Annotated in this window: 13 protein-coding genes; 7 read left to right on the top strand and 6 right to left on the bottom strand. The window is 72.4% G+C overall.

Annotated features, from left to right (window positions below; translation table 11 throughout):
- Positions 1-383: 383 nt before the first annotated feature.
- The 6 genes from argJ (at position 384) to AC0KTA_RS04750 (ending at position 6334) form a co-directional block, all read left to right on the top strand.
- Entirely contained in the window at positions 384-1541 is a 1158-nt protein-coding gene (gene argJ / locus AC0KTA_RS04775) for a bifunctional glutamate N-acetyltransferase/amino-acid acetyltransferase ArgJ (RefSeq protein ID WP_481053833.1), read from the top strand.
- Positions 1538-2449 carry an acetylglutamate kinase gene (gene argB / locus AC0KTA_RS04770; RefSeq protein WP_481053832.1) on the top strand — a complete coding sequence of 304 codons (912 nt, stop codon included), beginning with the start codon at positions 1538-1540 and terminating at the stop codon, positions 2447-2449. The genes argJ and argB overlap by 4 nt, the downstream gene beginning before the upstream one ends.
- Before the next feature lie 51 nt (positions 2450-2500).
- The gene (locus AC0KTA_RS04765; RefSeq protein ID WP_481053831.1) at positions 2501-3754 is read left to right on the top strand and encodes an acetylornithine transaminase; all 1254 of its coding nucleotides are present in this window, start codon (positions 2501-2503) and stop codon (positions 3752-3754) included.
- Positions 3755-4057: 303 nt separating this feature from the next.
- Positions 4058-4585: a toxin-antitoxin system HicB family antitoxin gene (locus tag AC0KTA_RS04760; RefSeq protein WP_481053830.1), complete on the top strand. Its 528-nt coding sequence runs from the start codon at positions 4058-4060 to the stop codon at positions 4583-4585.
- A 2-nt stretch (positions 4586-4587) separates the two neighbouring features.
- The gene (locus AC0KTA_RS04755; protein ID WP_481053829.1) at positions 4588-4770 is read left to right on the top strand and encodes a hypothetical protein; all 183 of its coding nucleotides are present in this window, start codon (positions 4588-4590) and stop codon (positions 4768-4770) included.
- A gap of 337 nt (positions 4771-5107) precedes the next feature.
- A complete protein-coding gene (locus AC0KTA_RS04750) occupies positions 5108-6334 on the top strand; it encodes a cytochrome P450 (protein WP_481053828.1) in 1227 nt (408 codons plus the stop codon).
- 68 nt (positions 6335-6402) lie between these two features.
- On the opposite strand, the gene AC0KTA_RS04745 is transcribed toward AC0KTA_RS04750, so the two are convergent.
- Both AC0KTA_RS04745 and AC0KTA_RS04740 read right to left on the bottom strand, forming a co-directional pair.
- Positions 6403-7068, bottom strand: a complete 666-nt coding sequence (locus AC0KTA_RS04745) for a hypothetical protein (protein ID WP_481053827.1) — start codon at positions 7066-7068, stop codon at positions 6403-6405.
- A 578-nt stretch (positions 7069-7646) separates the two neighbouring features.
- Positions 7647-9233: an amidohydrolase family protein gene (locus tag AC0KTA_RS04740; protein WP_481053826.1), complete on the bottom strand. Its 1587-nt coding sequence runs from the start codon at positions 9231-9233 to the stop codon at positions 7647-7649.
- 154 nt (positions 9234-9387) lie between these two features.
- Between AC0KTA_RS04740 and AC0KTA_RS04735 the strand changes: the two genes are divergently transcribed.
- Positions 9388-10398, top strand: coding sequence for a Ppx/GppA family phosphatase (locus tag AC0KTA_RS04735; RefSeq protein ID WP_481053825.1), 1011 nt, complete (start codon positions 9388-9390; stop codon positions 10396-10398).
- A gap of 140 nt (positions 10399-10538) precedes the next feature.
- Here AC0KTA_RS04735 and AC0KTA_RS04730 read toward each other — a convergent pair whose 3' ends face one another.
- The 4 genes from AC0KTA_RS04730 to AC0KTA_RS04715 are packed head-to-tail and all read right to left on the bottom strand — an operon-like array spanning position 10539 to position 16646.
- Entirely contained in the window at positions 10539-11774 is a 1236-nt protein-coding gene (locus AC0KTA_RS04730; RefSeq protein ID WP_481053824.1) for a Rieske 2Fe-2S domain-containing protein, read from the bottom strand.
- Between the two features lie 38 nt (positions 11775-11812).
- Positions 11813-14584 (bottom strand): undecylprodigiosin ligase RedH, encoded by a 2772-nt coding sequence (redH, locus tag AC0KTA_RS04725; RefSeq protein ID WP_481053823.1) that lies wholly within the window; start codon positions 14582-14584, stop codon positions 11813-11815.
- Positions 14581-15726: an SAM-dependent methyltransferase gene (locus AC0KTA_RS04720; RefSeq protein WP_481053822.1), complete on the bottom strand. Its 1146-nt coding sequence runs from the start codon at positions 15724-15726 to the stop codon at positions 14581-14583. The genes redH and AC0KTA_RS04720 overlap by 4 nt, the downstream gene beginning before the upstream one ends.
- On the bottom strand, positions 15714-16646 hold the full coding sequence (locus tag AC0KTA_RS04715; protein ID WP_481053821.1) for a thioesterase II family protein: 933 nt from the start codon (positions 16644-16646) through the stop codon (positions 15714-15716). The genes AC0KTA_RS04720 and AC0KTA_RS04715 overlap by 13 nt, the downstream gene beginning before the upstream one ends.
- Between the last annotated feature and the right edge of the window lie 30 nt (positions 16647-16676).

The raw sequence follows: 16676 nt of genomic DNA, 5'->3' as shown, positions 1-16676 counted from the left end.
CCGGCCGACGGCCCGGTCGTGCGTGGCACAGGTGCACCAGCATCGTCATTGTCGGCCGATTCGGTCCCGGCGTCCAGACCCACGGTGGCCGACTGCCTCGGGCTGTCCCGTGGACAGGACAGCCCGGTGCCGGAATCCCGAATTGCCTGTAGTTTGTTCTGGGTTGTCGGCACGTCACACAGGACAGTGCCCGGTGACACTTCGGTGAGCTGCCGAACCGGCGATGTGGCCGTTCAATGGGAAAGGGCAGACGGAGAGCCTTCGAGCTACCGCCTCTGTCGTCAGAATCGAGGAATGGTGCGGCGCGGACCATGTCATTGTCGGTGGTCCCCCTCGGCCTTCCCCGGGCAACCGGGAACTTCCACTACAGGAGTGGTAGAGCCATGAGCGTCACGGCAGCACAAGGCTTTTCGGCCGCAGGCGTCGCAGCCGGAATTAAGAGCAACGGAAATCCGGATCTGGCACTGGTCGTGAACAACGGCCCGCGCCGGTCCGCGGCGGGTGTCTTCACCTCGAACCGGGTGAAGGCGGCGCCTGTGGTCTGGAGCGAACAGGTCCTGAGAGTGGGCGCGGTGAGCGCCGTGGTCCTCAACTCCGGTGGCGCCAACGCCTGTACGGGCCCTGCGGGCTTCCAGGACACCCGGGCCACGGCCGAGAAGGTGGCCGCGAGCCTTGAGGGGCAGCATCGCTCCGGCGAGGTCGCCGTGGCGTCCACCGGCCTGATCGGGGTGCGCCTTCCGATGGACAAGCTGCTGCCGGGAGTCGAGGCCGCAGTGGCCGAACTCTCCACGGACGGCGGCGAGAAGGCGGCCATCGCCATCAAGACGACCGACAGCGTGCACAAGACGGCGGTCGTCGAGGGCGACGGCTGGACGGTCGGCGGCATGGCCAAGGGCGCGGGCATGCTCGCCCCCGGCCTCGCCACCATGCTGGTCGTGCTCACCACGGACGCCGACCTGGGCAAGGACGTCCTGGACAAGGCGCTGCGCGCGGCGACCCGCGTCACCTTCGACCGCATCGACTCCGACGGCTGCATGTCCACCAACGACATGGTGCTGCTGCTCGCGTCCGGCGCCGCCGAAGTGACGCCGGAGTACGCGGAGTTCGCCGACGCCGTCCGGCAGGTGTGCGACGACCTGGCCCGGCAGCTCATCGGTGACGCCGAGGGTGCCTCCAAGGACATCCGCATCGACGTCGTCAACGCGGCCTCCGAGGACGACGCGGTGGAGGCCGGGCGCTCCGTCGCCCGCAACAATCTCCTGAAGTGCGCCATCCACGGCGAGGACCCCAACTGGGGCCGGGTGCTCTCCGCCATCGGCACCACCTCCGCCGCCTTCGAGCCGGACCGCGTGAACGTCGCGATCAACGGCGTCTGGGTCTGCAAGGACGGCGGGATCGGCGCGGACCGGGAGTCGGTCGGCATGGGCGGCCGCGAGGTCGTCATCACCGTGGACCTGGCGGCCGGCGGACAGTCGGCCAGCCTGTGGGCCAACGACCTCACCGCCGCGTACGTCCACGAGAACAGCGCGTACTCGTCATGAGGATCAGCACGCACGAGCACCCCGCACTGGTCAAGGCGCAGTCCGTGATGGACGCGCTGCCGTGGCTCAACCGCCACCAAGGCATGATCTGCGTCATCAAGTTCGGCGGCAACGCCATGATCGACGACGAGCTGAAGGCCGCGTTCGCCCACGATGTCGTCTTCCTCCGGCACGCCGGCCTCAAGCCCGTCGTCGTACACGGCGGCGGCCCGCAGATCAGCGCCGCCCTGAAACTGCACAACATCGAAAGCGAGTTCAGGTCGGGCCTCAGGGTCACCTCGCCCGAGGCCATGAACGTGGTCCGGATGGTGCTCGCGGGCCAGGTGCAGCGCGAACTCGTCGGCCTCATCAACCAGCACGGCCCGCTCGCCGTCGGCCTCACCGGCGAGGACGCGGACACCATCACCGCGACCAAGCACTGGCCGCAGGGCGAGGAGGGCGAGAAGGTCGACATCGGCCGGGTCGGCGAGATCGTCGAGGTGAATCCCGGTGCCGTCGAGGCCCTGCTCGAGGACGGCCGCATCCCGGTGATCTCGCCGGTGGCCCGCAGCCTCGACGACGAGCACGTCTACAACGTGAACGCCGACACCGCGGCCGCCGCCATCGCCGGCGCCCTGAACGCCCACACGCTGGTCTTCCTCACCGACGTCGAGGGTCTTTACGCGGACTGGCCAAACAGCGACGAGGTCATCAGCAGGCTCAGCGCCAGCGAACTGGAGAAGATCCTTCCGGGCCTCGCCGACGGAATGGTCCCCAAGATGGCGGGGTGCCTGTACGCGGTCCGCAACGGCGTGGGCAGCGCGCGCGTCATCGACGGACGGGTCCAGCACTCGGTGCTGCTCGAGATGTTCACGCGCGAGGAGATCGGCACCCTGGTCATGCCGGACATCGAAGAGGATCTACGGTGAGCGGGGCCGAAGAGGGGTTGCGACGAGCGCGGCCGCCAGGGAGGGGATGCGATGAGCGAGCATAGAGACGCCACGGGCGCCACAGACGCAACAGACGTCACGGGCGCCGTGGGGGAGCGCGGCAACACGAAGCTCACCGAGCGCTGGCAGGCGTCCTTGATGGACAACTACGGCACGCCGCGGGTGCCGCTGGTGCGCGGCGAGGGCGCCGCCTTCTGGGACGCGGACGGCAAGAAGTACCTCGACTTCCTCGGGGGCATCGCCGTCAATTCCCTGGGCACCGCGCACCCCGCCGTCGTACGCGCCGTCAGCGAGCAGGTCGGCCGGCTCGGCCATGTGTCGAACCTGTTCATCGCCGAGCCGCCGGTGCGGCTCGCCGAGCGTCTGCTGCGGCTGACCGGGCGCGCGGGGCGGGTCTTCTTCTCCAACTCCGGCGCGGAGGCGAACGAGGCGGCCTTCAAGATCGGCCGGCTCACCGGCCGCCGCCGCATGGTCGCCACCGAGGGCGGTTTCCACGGCCGCACCATGGGCTCCCTCGCGCTCACCGGCCAGCCCGCCAAGCGCGCGGCGTTCGAGCCGCTGCCCGGTGACATCACGCATGTCCCCTTCGGTGACGCGGCGGCGCTGCGCGCGGCCGTCGACGCCGACACCGCGCTCGTCGTCATCGAGCCGATCCAGGGCGAGAACGGCGTCGTCGTACCGCCCCCCGGCTATCTGGCCGCGGCCCGCGAGATCACCAGCGCCGCCGGCGCGCTGCTCGTCCTCGACGAGGTGCAGACCGGCATCGGGCGCACCGGCCACTGGTTCGAGCACCAGGCGCACGGCGTCGAGCCGGACGTCCTCACGCTCGCCAAGGGCCTCGGCGGCGGCCTGCCCATCGGCGCGACCCTGGCCTTCGGCCCGGCCGCCGACCTGATGGTGCCCGGCGCGCATGGCACCACCTTCGGCGGCAACCCGGTCTCCTGCGCCGCCGCGCTCGCCGTGCTCGACACGATCCACGGCGACGGGCTCCTCGACCAGGTCAAGCGGCAGGGCGAGACGCTGCGGCAGGGCATCGAGGCCCTCGGGCACCCGCTGGTCGACCGGGTCCGCGGCGCCGGGCTGCTCCTCGGCATCGTCCTCACCGAGCCGTGCGCCCCGCGCGTGCAGCAGGCCGCCCAGGACGCGGGACTCCTGGTGAACGCGGCCCTGCCGGACACGATCCGGCTCGCGCCGCCGCTGATCGTCGGCGAGGACGAGGTGACGGCGTTCCTGCGCGCGCTGCCCGGTGTCCTCGACCGGGTGCGGCGGGAGGGCGGCGCCTGACCCCCAGCCGCACGATGACCGAACGGGCCGTCCATCCACCGGGTGGGCGGCCCTCTGGTGAACTCTCCCGCGGAAGGGCCGAGTTGGCGCGTGTCCGGTTCGTACCGGGACGCGCGGAGACACGCCGGAGTGTGCCGCGACACGCCGGGGCGGTCGACACCGGCTCCTGCCCGATCCTCGGCGCCGAATGGCCAGCTCAGCGCCCTCCGGGCGAGATCCGTTGGCGTCGTCCGGGCCGCCGGACAGTGCCATCCTGAGCCATGTCGGCTTGTCGTGGCGTCATCGTGATGCCACAATGGCGTCATGGATCTCACGCCGTACGTCGACCACCTCCGCCAGGAGCTGTCCGTGGCAGCCCAGGCGGACGGCGAGGAGGCCCGGGAGACGGCCGAACGTCTCACCGCGCAGCTCGAATCGGCGACCCGGCTCACGCTGCTGCGGGCGCTGTCGGACGCGGCGGGCGAGATCACCGGCGAACTGGCGCCGGGCTCCGTCGACGTACGACTGCGCGGCGGCGACCCCGAGTTCGTGGTGACGCCGACCCCGGCCGACGACTGGTCCGACCGCTTCGACTCCCGGCGGTATCCGCCGGGGCCGCCCGCGGTCCGGATCCCGACACCGGCCCCGCCGGCCGGCGAGGACCACCGCACCACCGTCAGGGCCAACCTCCGCCTGCCCTCCGGCCTCAAGGCGCAGGCCGAACAGGCGGCGGCACAGGAGGGGCTCTCGCTCAACGCCTGGCTCGTGCGGGCGATATCGGCCGTCTTCGAGCCCGGGGAGCATGCCGTCCCGCCGATGGGGACACCCAACGGACCTGCGAGCAAGGGGTAGCCGTGCCTGCCTCCGACACCACCGCGCCTCTCGCGGTCTCCCCGTGGCTCGCCACCGGTGTTCCGTGCCTGACCGCGGGCGCGAGCGCCGAGACCGCGGTCGACGTGACCCCGGGCAACGGGCTGGGCCCGGACGGCCGGTCCGCCGCAGGGCGTCGCACGGACATCGTCATACGCCACGCCTGATCACGGCGCCTGACGGCAGCACGAGCGCGCGGTGTCCGACACCGCGACCTCGCCGCGTCGGCGGTGCTGCCGACGGCGCCCCCGGCGGCCGGTGTTCCTCCTGCGCCGGTGCGTGATCAGGCGGCCGTACGCCCCTGTGTGCCGACCGCGTCGGCCTGCCGCTTCGGTGGGCCCGACGCCCCCGCGTCGTATCGCGACGCCCTGACGCCTCCTCGCGGGGGCTGATCCCCCGCCCCGACTCCCTCGCGTTTTCACGCGTTTCCGCGAACTCCCTTGTGCCGTGCGGTCGTCGACCCGCGGCGCGTGCCCTCGCACGCCCTGAGACAGGTGAAATATCATGACTTACCAGTCACTGCGTCCTGCGTCCCTCTCCACCCTCGTCGACCGGTGGGGCGCACCCGAGGCCCACTTCTGGCTCCGCGGCGTCGCTCCGGAGCGGCCGGTGTCGTTCGACGACCGGACCGGGCTCTGGAACGTCCACGGCCACCCGGAGGCCGTCGAGGTCTTCTCCGACCCCGCCACCTATTCGTCGGACTTCGGGCGCCACCTCGCCCCCGATGTCCCCGAGTACGACAGGGGCGGCCTGCTCACGCAGATGGATCCGCCCGACCACCGGAAGCTGCGGCAGCTCGTCGGGCGGGTCTTCTCGCCCCGCCTCGTGGCGGACCTCGCGCCGCGGATCAGCGCCCTCACCCATGAACTGCTCGACAAGGTGGCGGGGCGCGACACGCTGGAGCTCGTCGACGACCTCGCTCATCCGCTGCCGGTGACCGTCATCGCCGAACTCCTCGGCGTCCCCAGCGGCGACCGCCCGTTGTTCCGGCAGTGGAGCGAGGCGCTCATCGCGTACGAACCGGTGACCGTGGCGGACGGCACCGAGGACAAATACGCCGAATCGTTCGACGTGGCGCGCCGCATGCGCGAGTACTTCGCCGTGCACGCCGACGACCGTCGGCGGCATCCGCGGGAGGACCTGCTCACCCGGCTCGCCCAGGCCGAGGTGGACGGCGAGCGGCTGAGCGAGTCGGTGCTCGGCAACTTCGCCCTGCTGCTGCTCGTCGCCGGGCACATCACGACGACGATGCTGCTCGGCAACACGGTGCTGTGCCTGGACGCCCACCCGGAGCAGCGGGCGCAGCTGCGGCGGGACCCGGCGGCGCTCCCGGCGGCGATCGAGGAGTCGCTGCGCCTGCTGACGCCCTTCGAGGTCATCTACCGGGGCACGACCAGGGACGTCGAGCTGGGCGGGCAGCACATCCCGGCGGGACGGGTGCTCGCGCTGTGGGCCGGCGCGGCCAACCGGGACGAGCGGGTCTTCGCCGACCCGCACGACTTCCGTCCGGGGCGCGACCCCAACCCTCATCTCGGCTTCGGCCGGGGCATCCACTTCTGCCTGGGGGCGCAGCTCGCGCGTCTTGAAGGGCGCATCGCGCTCGGCATCCTCCTGGAGCGCCACCCGGACCTGCGCACCGACCCGGACAACCCGCCCGTCCTCATGGCGAATCCCGACCTGACCGGTCCGCGTACGCTGCCGCTGCTCACCGCGGGGCGGTCGGCACGCTAGGGCGGGATCCGGTGGGAGGCGTCCGGTGGGCGCGGGCCGTGTGACCGTCCGGTCGCACGGCCCGGAACTCACCCGGCGTCGCCCTTGGAGGACTTGCGGGGCCCCCGCGGCTTCGGCGCCTTGCGGCTTCTGAGGCCGTCGCCCGGTTCCGGCAGGCCGAGCAGGGAGTGGAAGACGTCGTCGAGGCCGCCGGTGTGCACGGTGAGCGCGGTGGCCTCGATGGCCGCGGCGTCGAGGGCGTCGAGCACGGCGCGCAGCGCGGGCACGCTGCCGTCGCTCGGCAGGTGCAGGGCGAGGGCCTCGTGGTCCGGTGTCGCGCAATTGAAGAGCGCGGTGGCCGACTCGAGGCCGCTCACGCTGGCGAACTCGAGACGGATGTAGCCCTCGGGCAGGCCGGCGTTGAGCAGCGGGGTCACCGGAGCCAGGGCGGTCTGCCCGCGCCGTGCCGCTCCCGCGTGCTGCTCGGCCCGCATGCGCGACCGCGCGTCCGGCGCCGACGTCACCACGAACTCGGGGTCGACGCCCCGCAGTTGTACGGCGACCGAGCAGCCCGGCGCCAGGTCGCGGGTGACCTCGCCCATGGCGGCGGACAGCGCGTTGAGCAGGGTGAGCCGGGCGGCGCTTTCGAGGGGGGCGGTGAGTCTTTGGGCCAGGGCTCGAGCTTCGTCTCCGCCCGCGTCTGCGGCGACTGCGAGTTCGTGCCGGAATTCGTCGACGTATGGCGTGAGGTCCATGACGCCATGATGGCACAGAAATGGCGCCATTCAAGTGCCACGAGGTTCCGGCCGTCGGCTGACCGAATCCTGACTCCCTCGAAGCCTGTTCGCTCGCGTGCCCGGCAACGTTGTTGCGGACGGGGGCCCACGTGAGGCTCATTCGCCAGTGCGAACGGAATGGGTGCCCGGAAGTGAAGGCCCGCGCCGGGCGTTGGCTGAATCTCACACCGTGATCAGCGACTGCAATCTGTTCGGAACCGGATGTGAGGGTGATACGGAAGGCGGTGACGCCTGGCGAAGTGCCGCTTCCGGGGCGCCGGGCCGGGGCTTGCGGTGCCTCTGCTTGGCGCCGGGCGCGGCTGAACGGGCATCCCATTGCGCCCTCGGGCGCCCCTGCTTCCGCCGCCGGAGGCTTGGGTGATGCGGGGCGGCGAGGACATGGTGCCGAGAGTGTGCCATCGTTGGATTGCAATGGCGTCACCATGGTGCCATCGTAGCGTGAGGGCCTCGGAGTCGGCGGACTCCGAGGCCCTCACCCTTGTGCGGGGACAGTGCGGAGACAGGACAGCCGAACGGGTGTCCCCCCGACGACCGGTTCAGCGTCGCACCGCCCGCCCCGGCAACGCGTCCGGTACCAGCTCCCCGTGTGCCACGACCGGTGTCCCGCCGACGAGCACGTGGGCGAATCCCACGGACGGCCGGGTGCTGTCTGCGTACGTCGCCCGGTCGCCGACCGTGTCGGGGTCGAAGACGACGAGGTCGGCGTCGCAGCCGGTCTGCACGCGCCCCTTGCGGCGCAGTGCGGGCACGCCGGACTCCAGTACGCGCGCGGGCAGATGGGTGGCCCGGCCGACGGCGTCGAGCAGGCTGAGGGCGCCGAGTTCGCGTACGTACCGGCGCAGCATCCTGGAGAACGTGCCCGCGGTGCGCGGGTGCGTGACCGCGGCGCCCGGCGGCAGCGGCCACGCGAGGGGGTCCGGCGCCGGTCCTGTCCAGGTCAGCGGCATCGCGTCGGAGCCGACCACCGTCGACGGGTGCAGCAGCGCCCGGTCGATGAACGCCCGGTCGGCGGTGGCGTTCTCGTCGAGGAAGTGCAGTACGGCGAGCGCGCCCGGGTCGGCGGCGCGCAGCTCGCGCAGCCGCGCGGTGTCGCGGACCCGCTCGCCGGTGGCCGCGAGCACGATGTCGCCGACGTCGAGTCCGGACGCGGCCAGCATGTCCGGCGCGAGGAACGCGGCGCCCACTACGGTCATGCCGGCGCCGTAGGGATAGGCCTCCGTCGAGATGCGGCCGCCCTCCGCCCTGGCCCGGTCGAGGACGGCGAGGACCCGGTCGGTGTGCCGCCGCGAGGTCGACGTGACATGGCAGTAGTGGGCGTGCACGCCGGTCTCGCCCGCCGCCCGCGCGATCTCCTCCGCGCCGTCGACGGGGATGTCGGGGACCTGTTCGACGAGGCTCCGGGCGTGCGTGAACGTAGGCAGACCGGCCAGCGCGGCGAGGCGGGCCACGGACAGGTACTCCGCGGGCCTGATCCGCGGGGCGTAGCCGACGATCAGGCCGATGCCGAGCGCGCCGTCGGCGAGGTCGCGCCGCAGCAGCCCGAGGAGCGCCTGCTCCTGGGGCCGGGTGGCCTCCCGCTGCCAGGCCGCACCGCCGATGTGGGCCAGGGCGGCCGTGGCGCCACCGCCGTGCGGCAGCGCGCCGACGACGGCCATGCGGGCCTGCGCCCAGGACGCGGAGAAGCCGTAGTTGACCGGGCGGCCCTCGGCGGCGGCCTGCCGGTAGGCCTCGTCGACGGGGGAGAGGCCCAGCTCCAGTTCGAGGGCCGTGGTCACCCCGTCGAGCGCCTGCAGGCGGTGGCCGGGCACGGTGTGCGAGTGGCTGTGCAGGTCGATGAAGCCCGGGGCGACGACCAGGCCCGTGACGTCCAGCGTCCGGCGGCCGGTGAGCGGACGTGAGGAATCGGTGCAGGTCTCGGGCGACGGCGGGGCCGGGGCCGCCGCGGATCCGGCCGTGGCCGGTGAGCCCGCCGAGCCGGAAGGGACGGGAGAGACCGCCGTGATCACGCCCGCCGTCACCGCCACGTCGGCGAGCGCGTCGAGCCTGGTCTCCGGATCGAGGACCCGGCCTCCGCGTAGCACCAGATCGTGCACGTCGTCGGGCGGCGCGGTTTTAGCGGTCACGCGCCCACGCTAGGCAGTCATCGGGGCGTGTGGGGCGGAAATCGGCTTCCGCGACCGCAAAATGGCCAGAAGGTGACACTGGTTGGTTATTCAGGGAAACACAAGGTGACCAATTCGTGTGCGTGCCGCGACGCGCTCTGGGTACTGGGGCCTCATGCGAGTGAGCGTGCTGGATGTGGGATCGCGCACGGTGCGCCTCGTGGTGGCGGACGCCACTGGGGGAGCGCCGCTGCCCGTGCACACCGAGAAGTGGAAGCTGCGGCTCTGCGAACGGGTCGAGCCCGGTGGGCCGTTCGACGAGGAGGCCGTGCGGCACCTCGCGCGTGCCGTGGACGCGGCCGCGGTGACGGCCGCGCGCTGGGGCGCCGAGCCGCCGCTCGCCTTCGCGACCGCGGTGGTGCGGGACGCGCCGAACCGCCGGGACGTGCTGAACGCCGTGCGGGCGAGCACCGGCGTCGGGCTGACCACGCTGCCCGGCGAGTTGGAGGCCGAGCTGACCTTTCTCGGCGCCCGGCGGTGGCTGGGCTGGCGCGCCGGGTCACTGGTGCTGCTCGACATCGGCGGCGGGTCCCTGGAAGTGGCCTTCGGGCGCGGGCGGTTACCGGACTTCGCGGTGTCCCTGCCGCTCGGCGCGAACCGGCTCACGCACGAGTACCTCCACGACGAGGACCCGCCCACCTCGCAGGCCGTCAGGGCACTGCGCCGCCGGGTGCGCCACCAGCTGCGGGACGTGGCCGCGCGGATCCGCTGGGAGGGGCCGCGCACGGCGGTCGCCACCTCGCGTACGTTCCAGCAGCTGGCGCGGCTGACCGGCGAGGCGCCCGGACGGCACGGGCCGTTCGTGCCCCGGCACCTGGAACGCTCGGGGCTGCGCTGGGCCAAGGACCGGCTCGCCCGCCTCTCGGCGGCCGAACGCGCGCGGCTGCCGGGGATCTCGGCGCCGCGTGCGGCCCAGAGCCTGGCCGGGGCGGTCGTCGGGCACACGGCGATGAAGCTCATGGGCATCGCGTCGGCGGACGTCTGCCCCTGGGCGGTGCGCGAGGGCATCCTGCTGCGCCGCATCGAGGACGGCGCGCAGTGGTGGGCGGACCTGACGTCGGACCTCAGAGACGGCGCCGCGCGGGTGCACGAGGGCAGAGCGTCGCTGCGGGTCGCCTCGTCCTGAGCCCGCGCGGTCGCCTCGCCCCGAGCCCGGGCAGGCCGCCGCGTCCCGAGCCCGCAGGCCGCCCCGTCCCGAGCCCGAGGGAGCCCGGTCCGCCGTGGGGTGCACGTTCCGGCGACCGGCACCGGAACGCGCACCGCGACTCAGGGCGCGGTCTTGCTGAGCCCGCCCGCGCGGGCGCCCTTCCTGGCCCGCTTGGCACCGTTGCCGTTGCCGTTGCCGCTGCCGTTGGTGGCGGCGCCACTGCCGCTGCCGTTCGTGCTGGTGGCGCCCGCCGCGGCAGCCGCCACGGGTTCGTCGGCGCCGGCGGCCACCGGCGCGGGCGGACGTTCCGGCTCCCGTGCCTCGGCCTCCGCGCGGGCCTCCGCCTTCAACCGGTCCCGCATCTGCAGGTACTTGGCGTTCATCTCGTCGACGGCGATGAACTTGTTCACGCCGCGCTCGCTGACCTTGGGCTCCTGGCGCGCCATGATGTCGTTGTCCTGCTGATCCTGGACGTACTGCTCCATCATCAGCGAGAGCCGCAGGATCAGGGGCCGCAGCGGCTTGAACGGCACCATCATCCTGAGCGCCGGGTACTCGTACAGGCGCATGATCGCCTGAGTGTGGTGCTCGTCGATGGGCACGAGCCAGGTCGTGACCTCCAGCAGGCCCTGCTTGACGTGCGTCATGCACGGGGCCTGGTAGATGAGGTTGAAGTGCCAGGTGTTGGAGGGGTTGCCCTCCTCACACTGGTCGAAGGTGTTGCGGATGATCGTGCCCTCGACGTCCACGCGATGGTTCACGATCTTGTTGGCGGCGATGTAGCGCTCGCGCCCGTCCAGCCAGAGCTTGCGCCAACTGCCGTACATGAACGTGTAGTCGATGATGTTCGCCCAGTGATCGCGGTGCACGAACGTCACGTGGTAGAACTCGAGCAGGCTCTCGATGTAGCGCGTGTAGTTGACGGGGCGGCTGAACGTGATGGTCTCGTACGGCCGCGGGTGCTCCGCGAGTTCGTGCGGCAGCTCGATCTCCGGCAGGTCCGCGCGCTTGTCGCCCCACCACAGCCACACCAGGTCGTACTTCTCCCGCACCTCGTAGGTGTCGACCCGCAGCGAGGCCGGGATACGCCCCTCCGAGCCGAGCGCCGGCACCAGTCGGCACGTCCCGTCGGTGCCGAACCGGAAGCCGTGGTAGGGGCAGGCCACCGAATTGCCCACGAGGCGGCCGTCGGAGAGGTTCGCGCCCTTGTGCGGGCAGCGCGCCGACTGGCACACCAGGTTGCCGTCGAGATCGCGCCAGAGCACCAGCTCCTCGCCCAGGCGGCGCACCCCGGTCGGCGCGTCGCGTTTGATGTCGTCGGTCCGCAGAATCGGATACCACTGATTCGGGATCATCTGGAACTTCCCTGCCTTCCTTGAGTGGTCCGGCGCGCTCAGCCCTCCACGACCTCGACGACTCCGGTGTCGCCGTCGACCATGACCATGTCGCCGGTGTTGATCACTTGCGTGGCGTACTTGGTGTTGACCACCGAGGGCACGTTGAACTCCCGCGACACGATGGAGCTGTGCGAGAGCATCGACCCGATGTCGGTGACGACGCCGCCGGCGATGGCGAACAGCGGTGTCCAGGACGCGTCGGTGTGCCGGGTCACGAGAATCTCGCCCGCCTGGAACTCGTCGGCCTGCCACACCAGGTCCTCGACGATGCGGGCCCGGCCCACGATCCGCCCGGGCGACGAGCCGAGGCCCTCCAGGCGCGTCCCGTCCTTCACCGGCCGCACCGCGCGGGTGCAGTCGTGCTCGCCGACGAACGTGAGCGGCGGCTCCGGCAGCCGGTTGTGGTACTCGTGCACCCGCCGCCGCTCCTCGATCGCGGACCGCGAGAACGCCTCGCGCGCGGGCAGCTCACCGGCCAAGTAGCCGCGTACGTCGGCGAAGTCCAGGAAGGCCACCTCGTCCAGGGAGTGCAGCACGCCCTCGTCGACAAGGCGCCGCCCCACTTCGTACACGACGTTCCTGACCAGCCAGATCGACGTGATCATCGACATCCGGGTGGCCTCGCGCAGCTCGCTGCACAGGGCGTACATGGAGATGAGACCCTCAAGGGTCTTGCGCTGCGGCAGCGGCAGCTTCTTCAGGACGGCGCGGGTGTCGCCCTCCTGGCGGGCGCGGCTGCGGCCCATGATGTCGTCGGCGGTGAAGCCGTCCGCGGCGTAGCGGCGGATCATCTGGAAGATGTACGAGGGGTCGTCGATCCAGCGCTGATGGGTGAGCTCCATCTCCTGGCGCCCCCGGGTGCCGTTGGCGCGCAGGAACGGCTCCATCTGCGACTGCCAGAAGGCCTCGCCGTCCGGGTCGGCGCGCAGCTTGTCCGCGACCTCCTCCAGCGGCGCCGCCTCGATGATCTCCATGACCCGCGGCCTGGCCTTCGCGGCCTGCGCCACGCTCCAGATCTCCTGCGCCGACGCCACCGTGCGCAGGCTGGACATGTCGGTCTTGATGCGGTTCTGCAGGTTGTCGCCGGCGGAGCCGAGCCACTTGGCGCACAGCTCGGTGAGGATGCCGTAGAAGCCGAACGCGTTGATGTAGTACGGCATGTAGCCGACGTGCGCGTCGTGGAAGTAGTCGAGGTAGCGGGCGAGTTCGGCGTGCAGTTCGCGGCGGCCCATGCGGGTCAGGTCCAGGCGCCGGGCGCGGTCGAACTCGTACAGGCGGGCCTCAGCCATGTCGCGGGCGCGGCCCTTCATGACCAGCATCTCGTTGGCGGTGGCGCGCAGCCAGTGCGTCGTGGACAGCAGGTCCTCGATGCCGCCGGGGAAGGTGCCGAAGGGGTTCTCGTACGTCGCCAGGTCCACCTCCTCGCTGACGAAGCGGCGGGTGAAGTGCCGCTGGTCGCGGGTGGGCAGGGCCTGGCCGAGCAGATACGCGGTGTACGAGATGTTCAGGTAGACGTGGCCCTGGAAGAAGCCCATGTGCAGGCCGACGTCGCCGATGTCGCGCACGCCGAGCGCCCGCGCGCAGTCGGCGTGCACATGGTCCTGGTAGTGCCGGGCGAAGCTGAGGCCGAGCGGTGACATCAGGCCGACGAAGATCTCGCCGATGTCCATGCGCGACCAGAGGGTGCCGTGCCGGGCGGCGTCCGGCAGCTCCTTCAGGCACTGGGGCAGATAGGGGCTGCGGGCGCCGTCGGCGGTCTCCGGGCGGGGCCGGGTGGTGATCGGGCGGGCCTGCAGCAGATGCAGCGCCCCGTCGCGCATCGCCCACTCGATGTCCTGCTCGGTGCCGTAGCGGGACCGGACCTGAAGGGCGAGCCGGGCGAGGGCCGCGAGCTGGTCGCGCGTCAGGCAGGGCGCGTCCCGGTCGGCGGCGTCGACCTTCGTCATCCCGATGCGGCCGGGAGAGAGCGGCGCGCACTTGGTGACCTTGTAGCGGACGCGTTCCTCGACGACGTCGAGCGTACGGTCGTCCACGACGAAGAAGTCGCTGGAGACCCGGCCGGACACCAGGCCCTCGCCGAGCCCGCAACAGGCCTCCACCACCAGCCGGTTCGGCCTGCCACCGATCGGGTCGACCGTGAACAGGACACCGCTGACGTCGGCGGGCACCATCTCCTGCACCACGACGGCGATGGAGCCCGGGGGGCCCTGGCCCGAGCGGTAGGCGGCCGCCCGGTCCGACCACAGCGAGGCCCAGCAGACCTTGACCGCGTCGAGCAGCGCCGCGTCCCCCGACACGTCGAGGACCGTGTCGTGCTGGCCCGCGAAGGACCGCTCCGCGGAGTCCTCGCGCGGCGCCGAGGAACGCACCGCGACGCGCGGGCGGCCCAGGTCCTCGTAGGCCGCGAGGATCGTGCGGGTGATCGGCTCGGGGACGTCCCGGGCGAGGATCAACTCGCGTACGGCGGCGGCCGGTTCAGCGCGGGCCTCGGCGGCGCGGATCTCGGGGTTGAGGCCGCTCTCGCGCAGGAACAGGTCGAACAGGCCGGTGGTGAGGCAGAACGCGGGCGGCACCGGGAGGCCCGCCTCGATCAGCTCGTCGAGCCGGGCCGCCTTGCCGCCGAGCGCGTCGGGGGCCGCGATGTGGGGGCGGCCGAGCACGGCGACCAGATCGGCGTGCGGGGCGTCGGCCGGACCATCGGCGGTGGCTGCGGGGCCCGTGGCGGTGTCGTCGGCGGCGGGCGTGTCGGTGGTCGCCTTCGTCGTCATGACGCGGCCTCCTCGGCGGTCGTGGGGGTGGCGGCGCGGGCCGGAAGTGAACCGGCGGGACCGGCCGCGGAGTTGGTGCCGACGAACGCGCGGAACGCCTGGCCGGGCAGCATCCGCGTCGCCCGTACGTCGTCGAAGCCCGCCTCGCGCAACTGGCCGAGCAGCTCGTCCTCGCGTGGCAGCGGCCCGCCGAACCCGGCGTACTCGAACCACAGGTTGAGCACTTCGAGGCCCAGCGTGGCGCCGCCCCGGCACGAGGAGGTGAGCAGCAGCGTGCCGCCCGGGGCGAGGAACGAGCGGGCGCGCGCGAGGACTTCGGCGCGCTGTTCCTGCGGGAAGTAGTAGATGTTGTTGTGCAGCGTCACCACGTCGAACTGCGGTTGCAGGTCCAGCGTGCGCAGATCGCCCTGGCGGGTCTCGACGCGGTCGGCGAGCCCCCACTGCGCCATGTTCTTCGCCGCCTGCTCCGCGACCTCGGCCTGGAGGTCGACGGCCAGGGCGGTCAGGCGCGGATTGAGCCCGGCCGCGTACCGCACGTACGTGCCGCTGCCGCAGCCGACCTCCAGGAGGCGCACCGGGGTGGTGCGCGGCAGGGTGCGGCCGATGGCCTCCTCGACGAAGCCGCGCACCACCAGCGAGGAGCGGGCGATGACCAGGCCGTCCTGGTCGGACAGCGCGAAGCGGCTGCCGTCCTTGAGCATCCGCGGGGCGTCGCGCAGCGCCGGCACGTGGAAGCGCAGCAGCTCTTCGAGGGCCGCCGCCACGGAGTCGTTGCCCACCTGCGCGAGCGCCTTGGCGGTACGGCTCTTCAGCACGTAGCAGCCCTCGCGCCGGTCCAGTTCGCCGAGGCGGACTCCGACGTCCAGCCAGGCGCGCAGCCGCTGCCGGTCCTCGGGCCGGGTCTCCAAGTGCTCGGCCAGGCTCTCCAGGTCGCACGGGCGCGACGCCATGCAGCGCAGCACGCCGGAGCCCGCGGCGGCCGCGAGGAACGACGCCCGGTACAGCGGCGTGAACAGCGTCCGGTTCAGGACGAGCAGCAGCGGAAGCCGCGGGTCCGCGACGATCCGCGCCATCGCGGCCAGGTCCGTGAACGGTTCCTGCGCCCGGTCCTTGACGGCCCTGGCCAGGCTCAGCAGATCCATGAGGGGTCCCTCTCCTCGGCGGTACGGGTGAGTGCGGTACGGGTGAGTTCGGCGCGCAGCTCACGAAGGAGCGGAAGCCGTGCGGGTCCGTTCAGGAAGAAGTGGCCGCCCGGCACCCGGCGGTGCAGCAGCGAGGCGGCGGTGTACGCCCGCCACGCCTCGACGTGGGCCGGAGGCGCGATCGGGTCGCGGGCGGCGGAGAACGCGGTCATCGGGCAGTCGAGCGGGCGGCGCGGCCGCCAGCGGTAGCGGGCGCACAGCGTGAGGTCGGCGCGCAGCACCGGCAGCCGGCGCTCCAGGTAGGAGCGGCCCACGTGATCGTCCGGCGCCAACGCGCCCAGGTCGCCCACCATTTGGCGCAGGTCGTCGTCACCGAGCCCTTGGCTCTCGGGGCCGCCGTACAGGTGCGGGGCCTTGCTGCCGGACACGAACAGGTGCCGGGGCCCCGGCCGCCCGCGCTCACGCAGCGCGCAGGCGACCTCGTAGGCGAGCAGCGCGCCCATGCTGTGCCCGAACAGGGCGTAGTCGTCGACGTGTTCGGCCGCGACGAGCGCCTCCGATACGTCTCGGGCCAGCGGAGCCATGTCGGTGTACGGCGCCTCACCGGCCCGCAGTCCGCGCCCCGGAAGCAGCACCGGCACGACGGTGACGCCGGGGCCGAGCCGGTCCGGCCAGTCGCGGTACACGGAGGGGGTGCCGCCCGCGTAGCCGAAGCAGATCAGGCGGGTGGAGGCGAGGGCGGGGCCTGGCGCGGGCGTGGCTTCGGGCCGGGTCGCGCTGCCCGGCCCGGTCGTGGCGACGGGGGCAGGCCCGAAGCCGGGGCCGGTGAACCAGGCGCGGGCCGGTGCCGGTGGCCGCTCGGTGACCGGTGCCTGCGATCGCTGGGTGACCGGTGACTGCGACCGCTCGGTGATGGGCACGGCGGACTCCTCTCGGGCTCGGGCGGATCG

It is taken from the genome of Streptomyces sp. Y309 (assembly GCF_056712025.1).
This window is presented reverse-complemented; position numbering and strand designations above follow the sequence as displayed.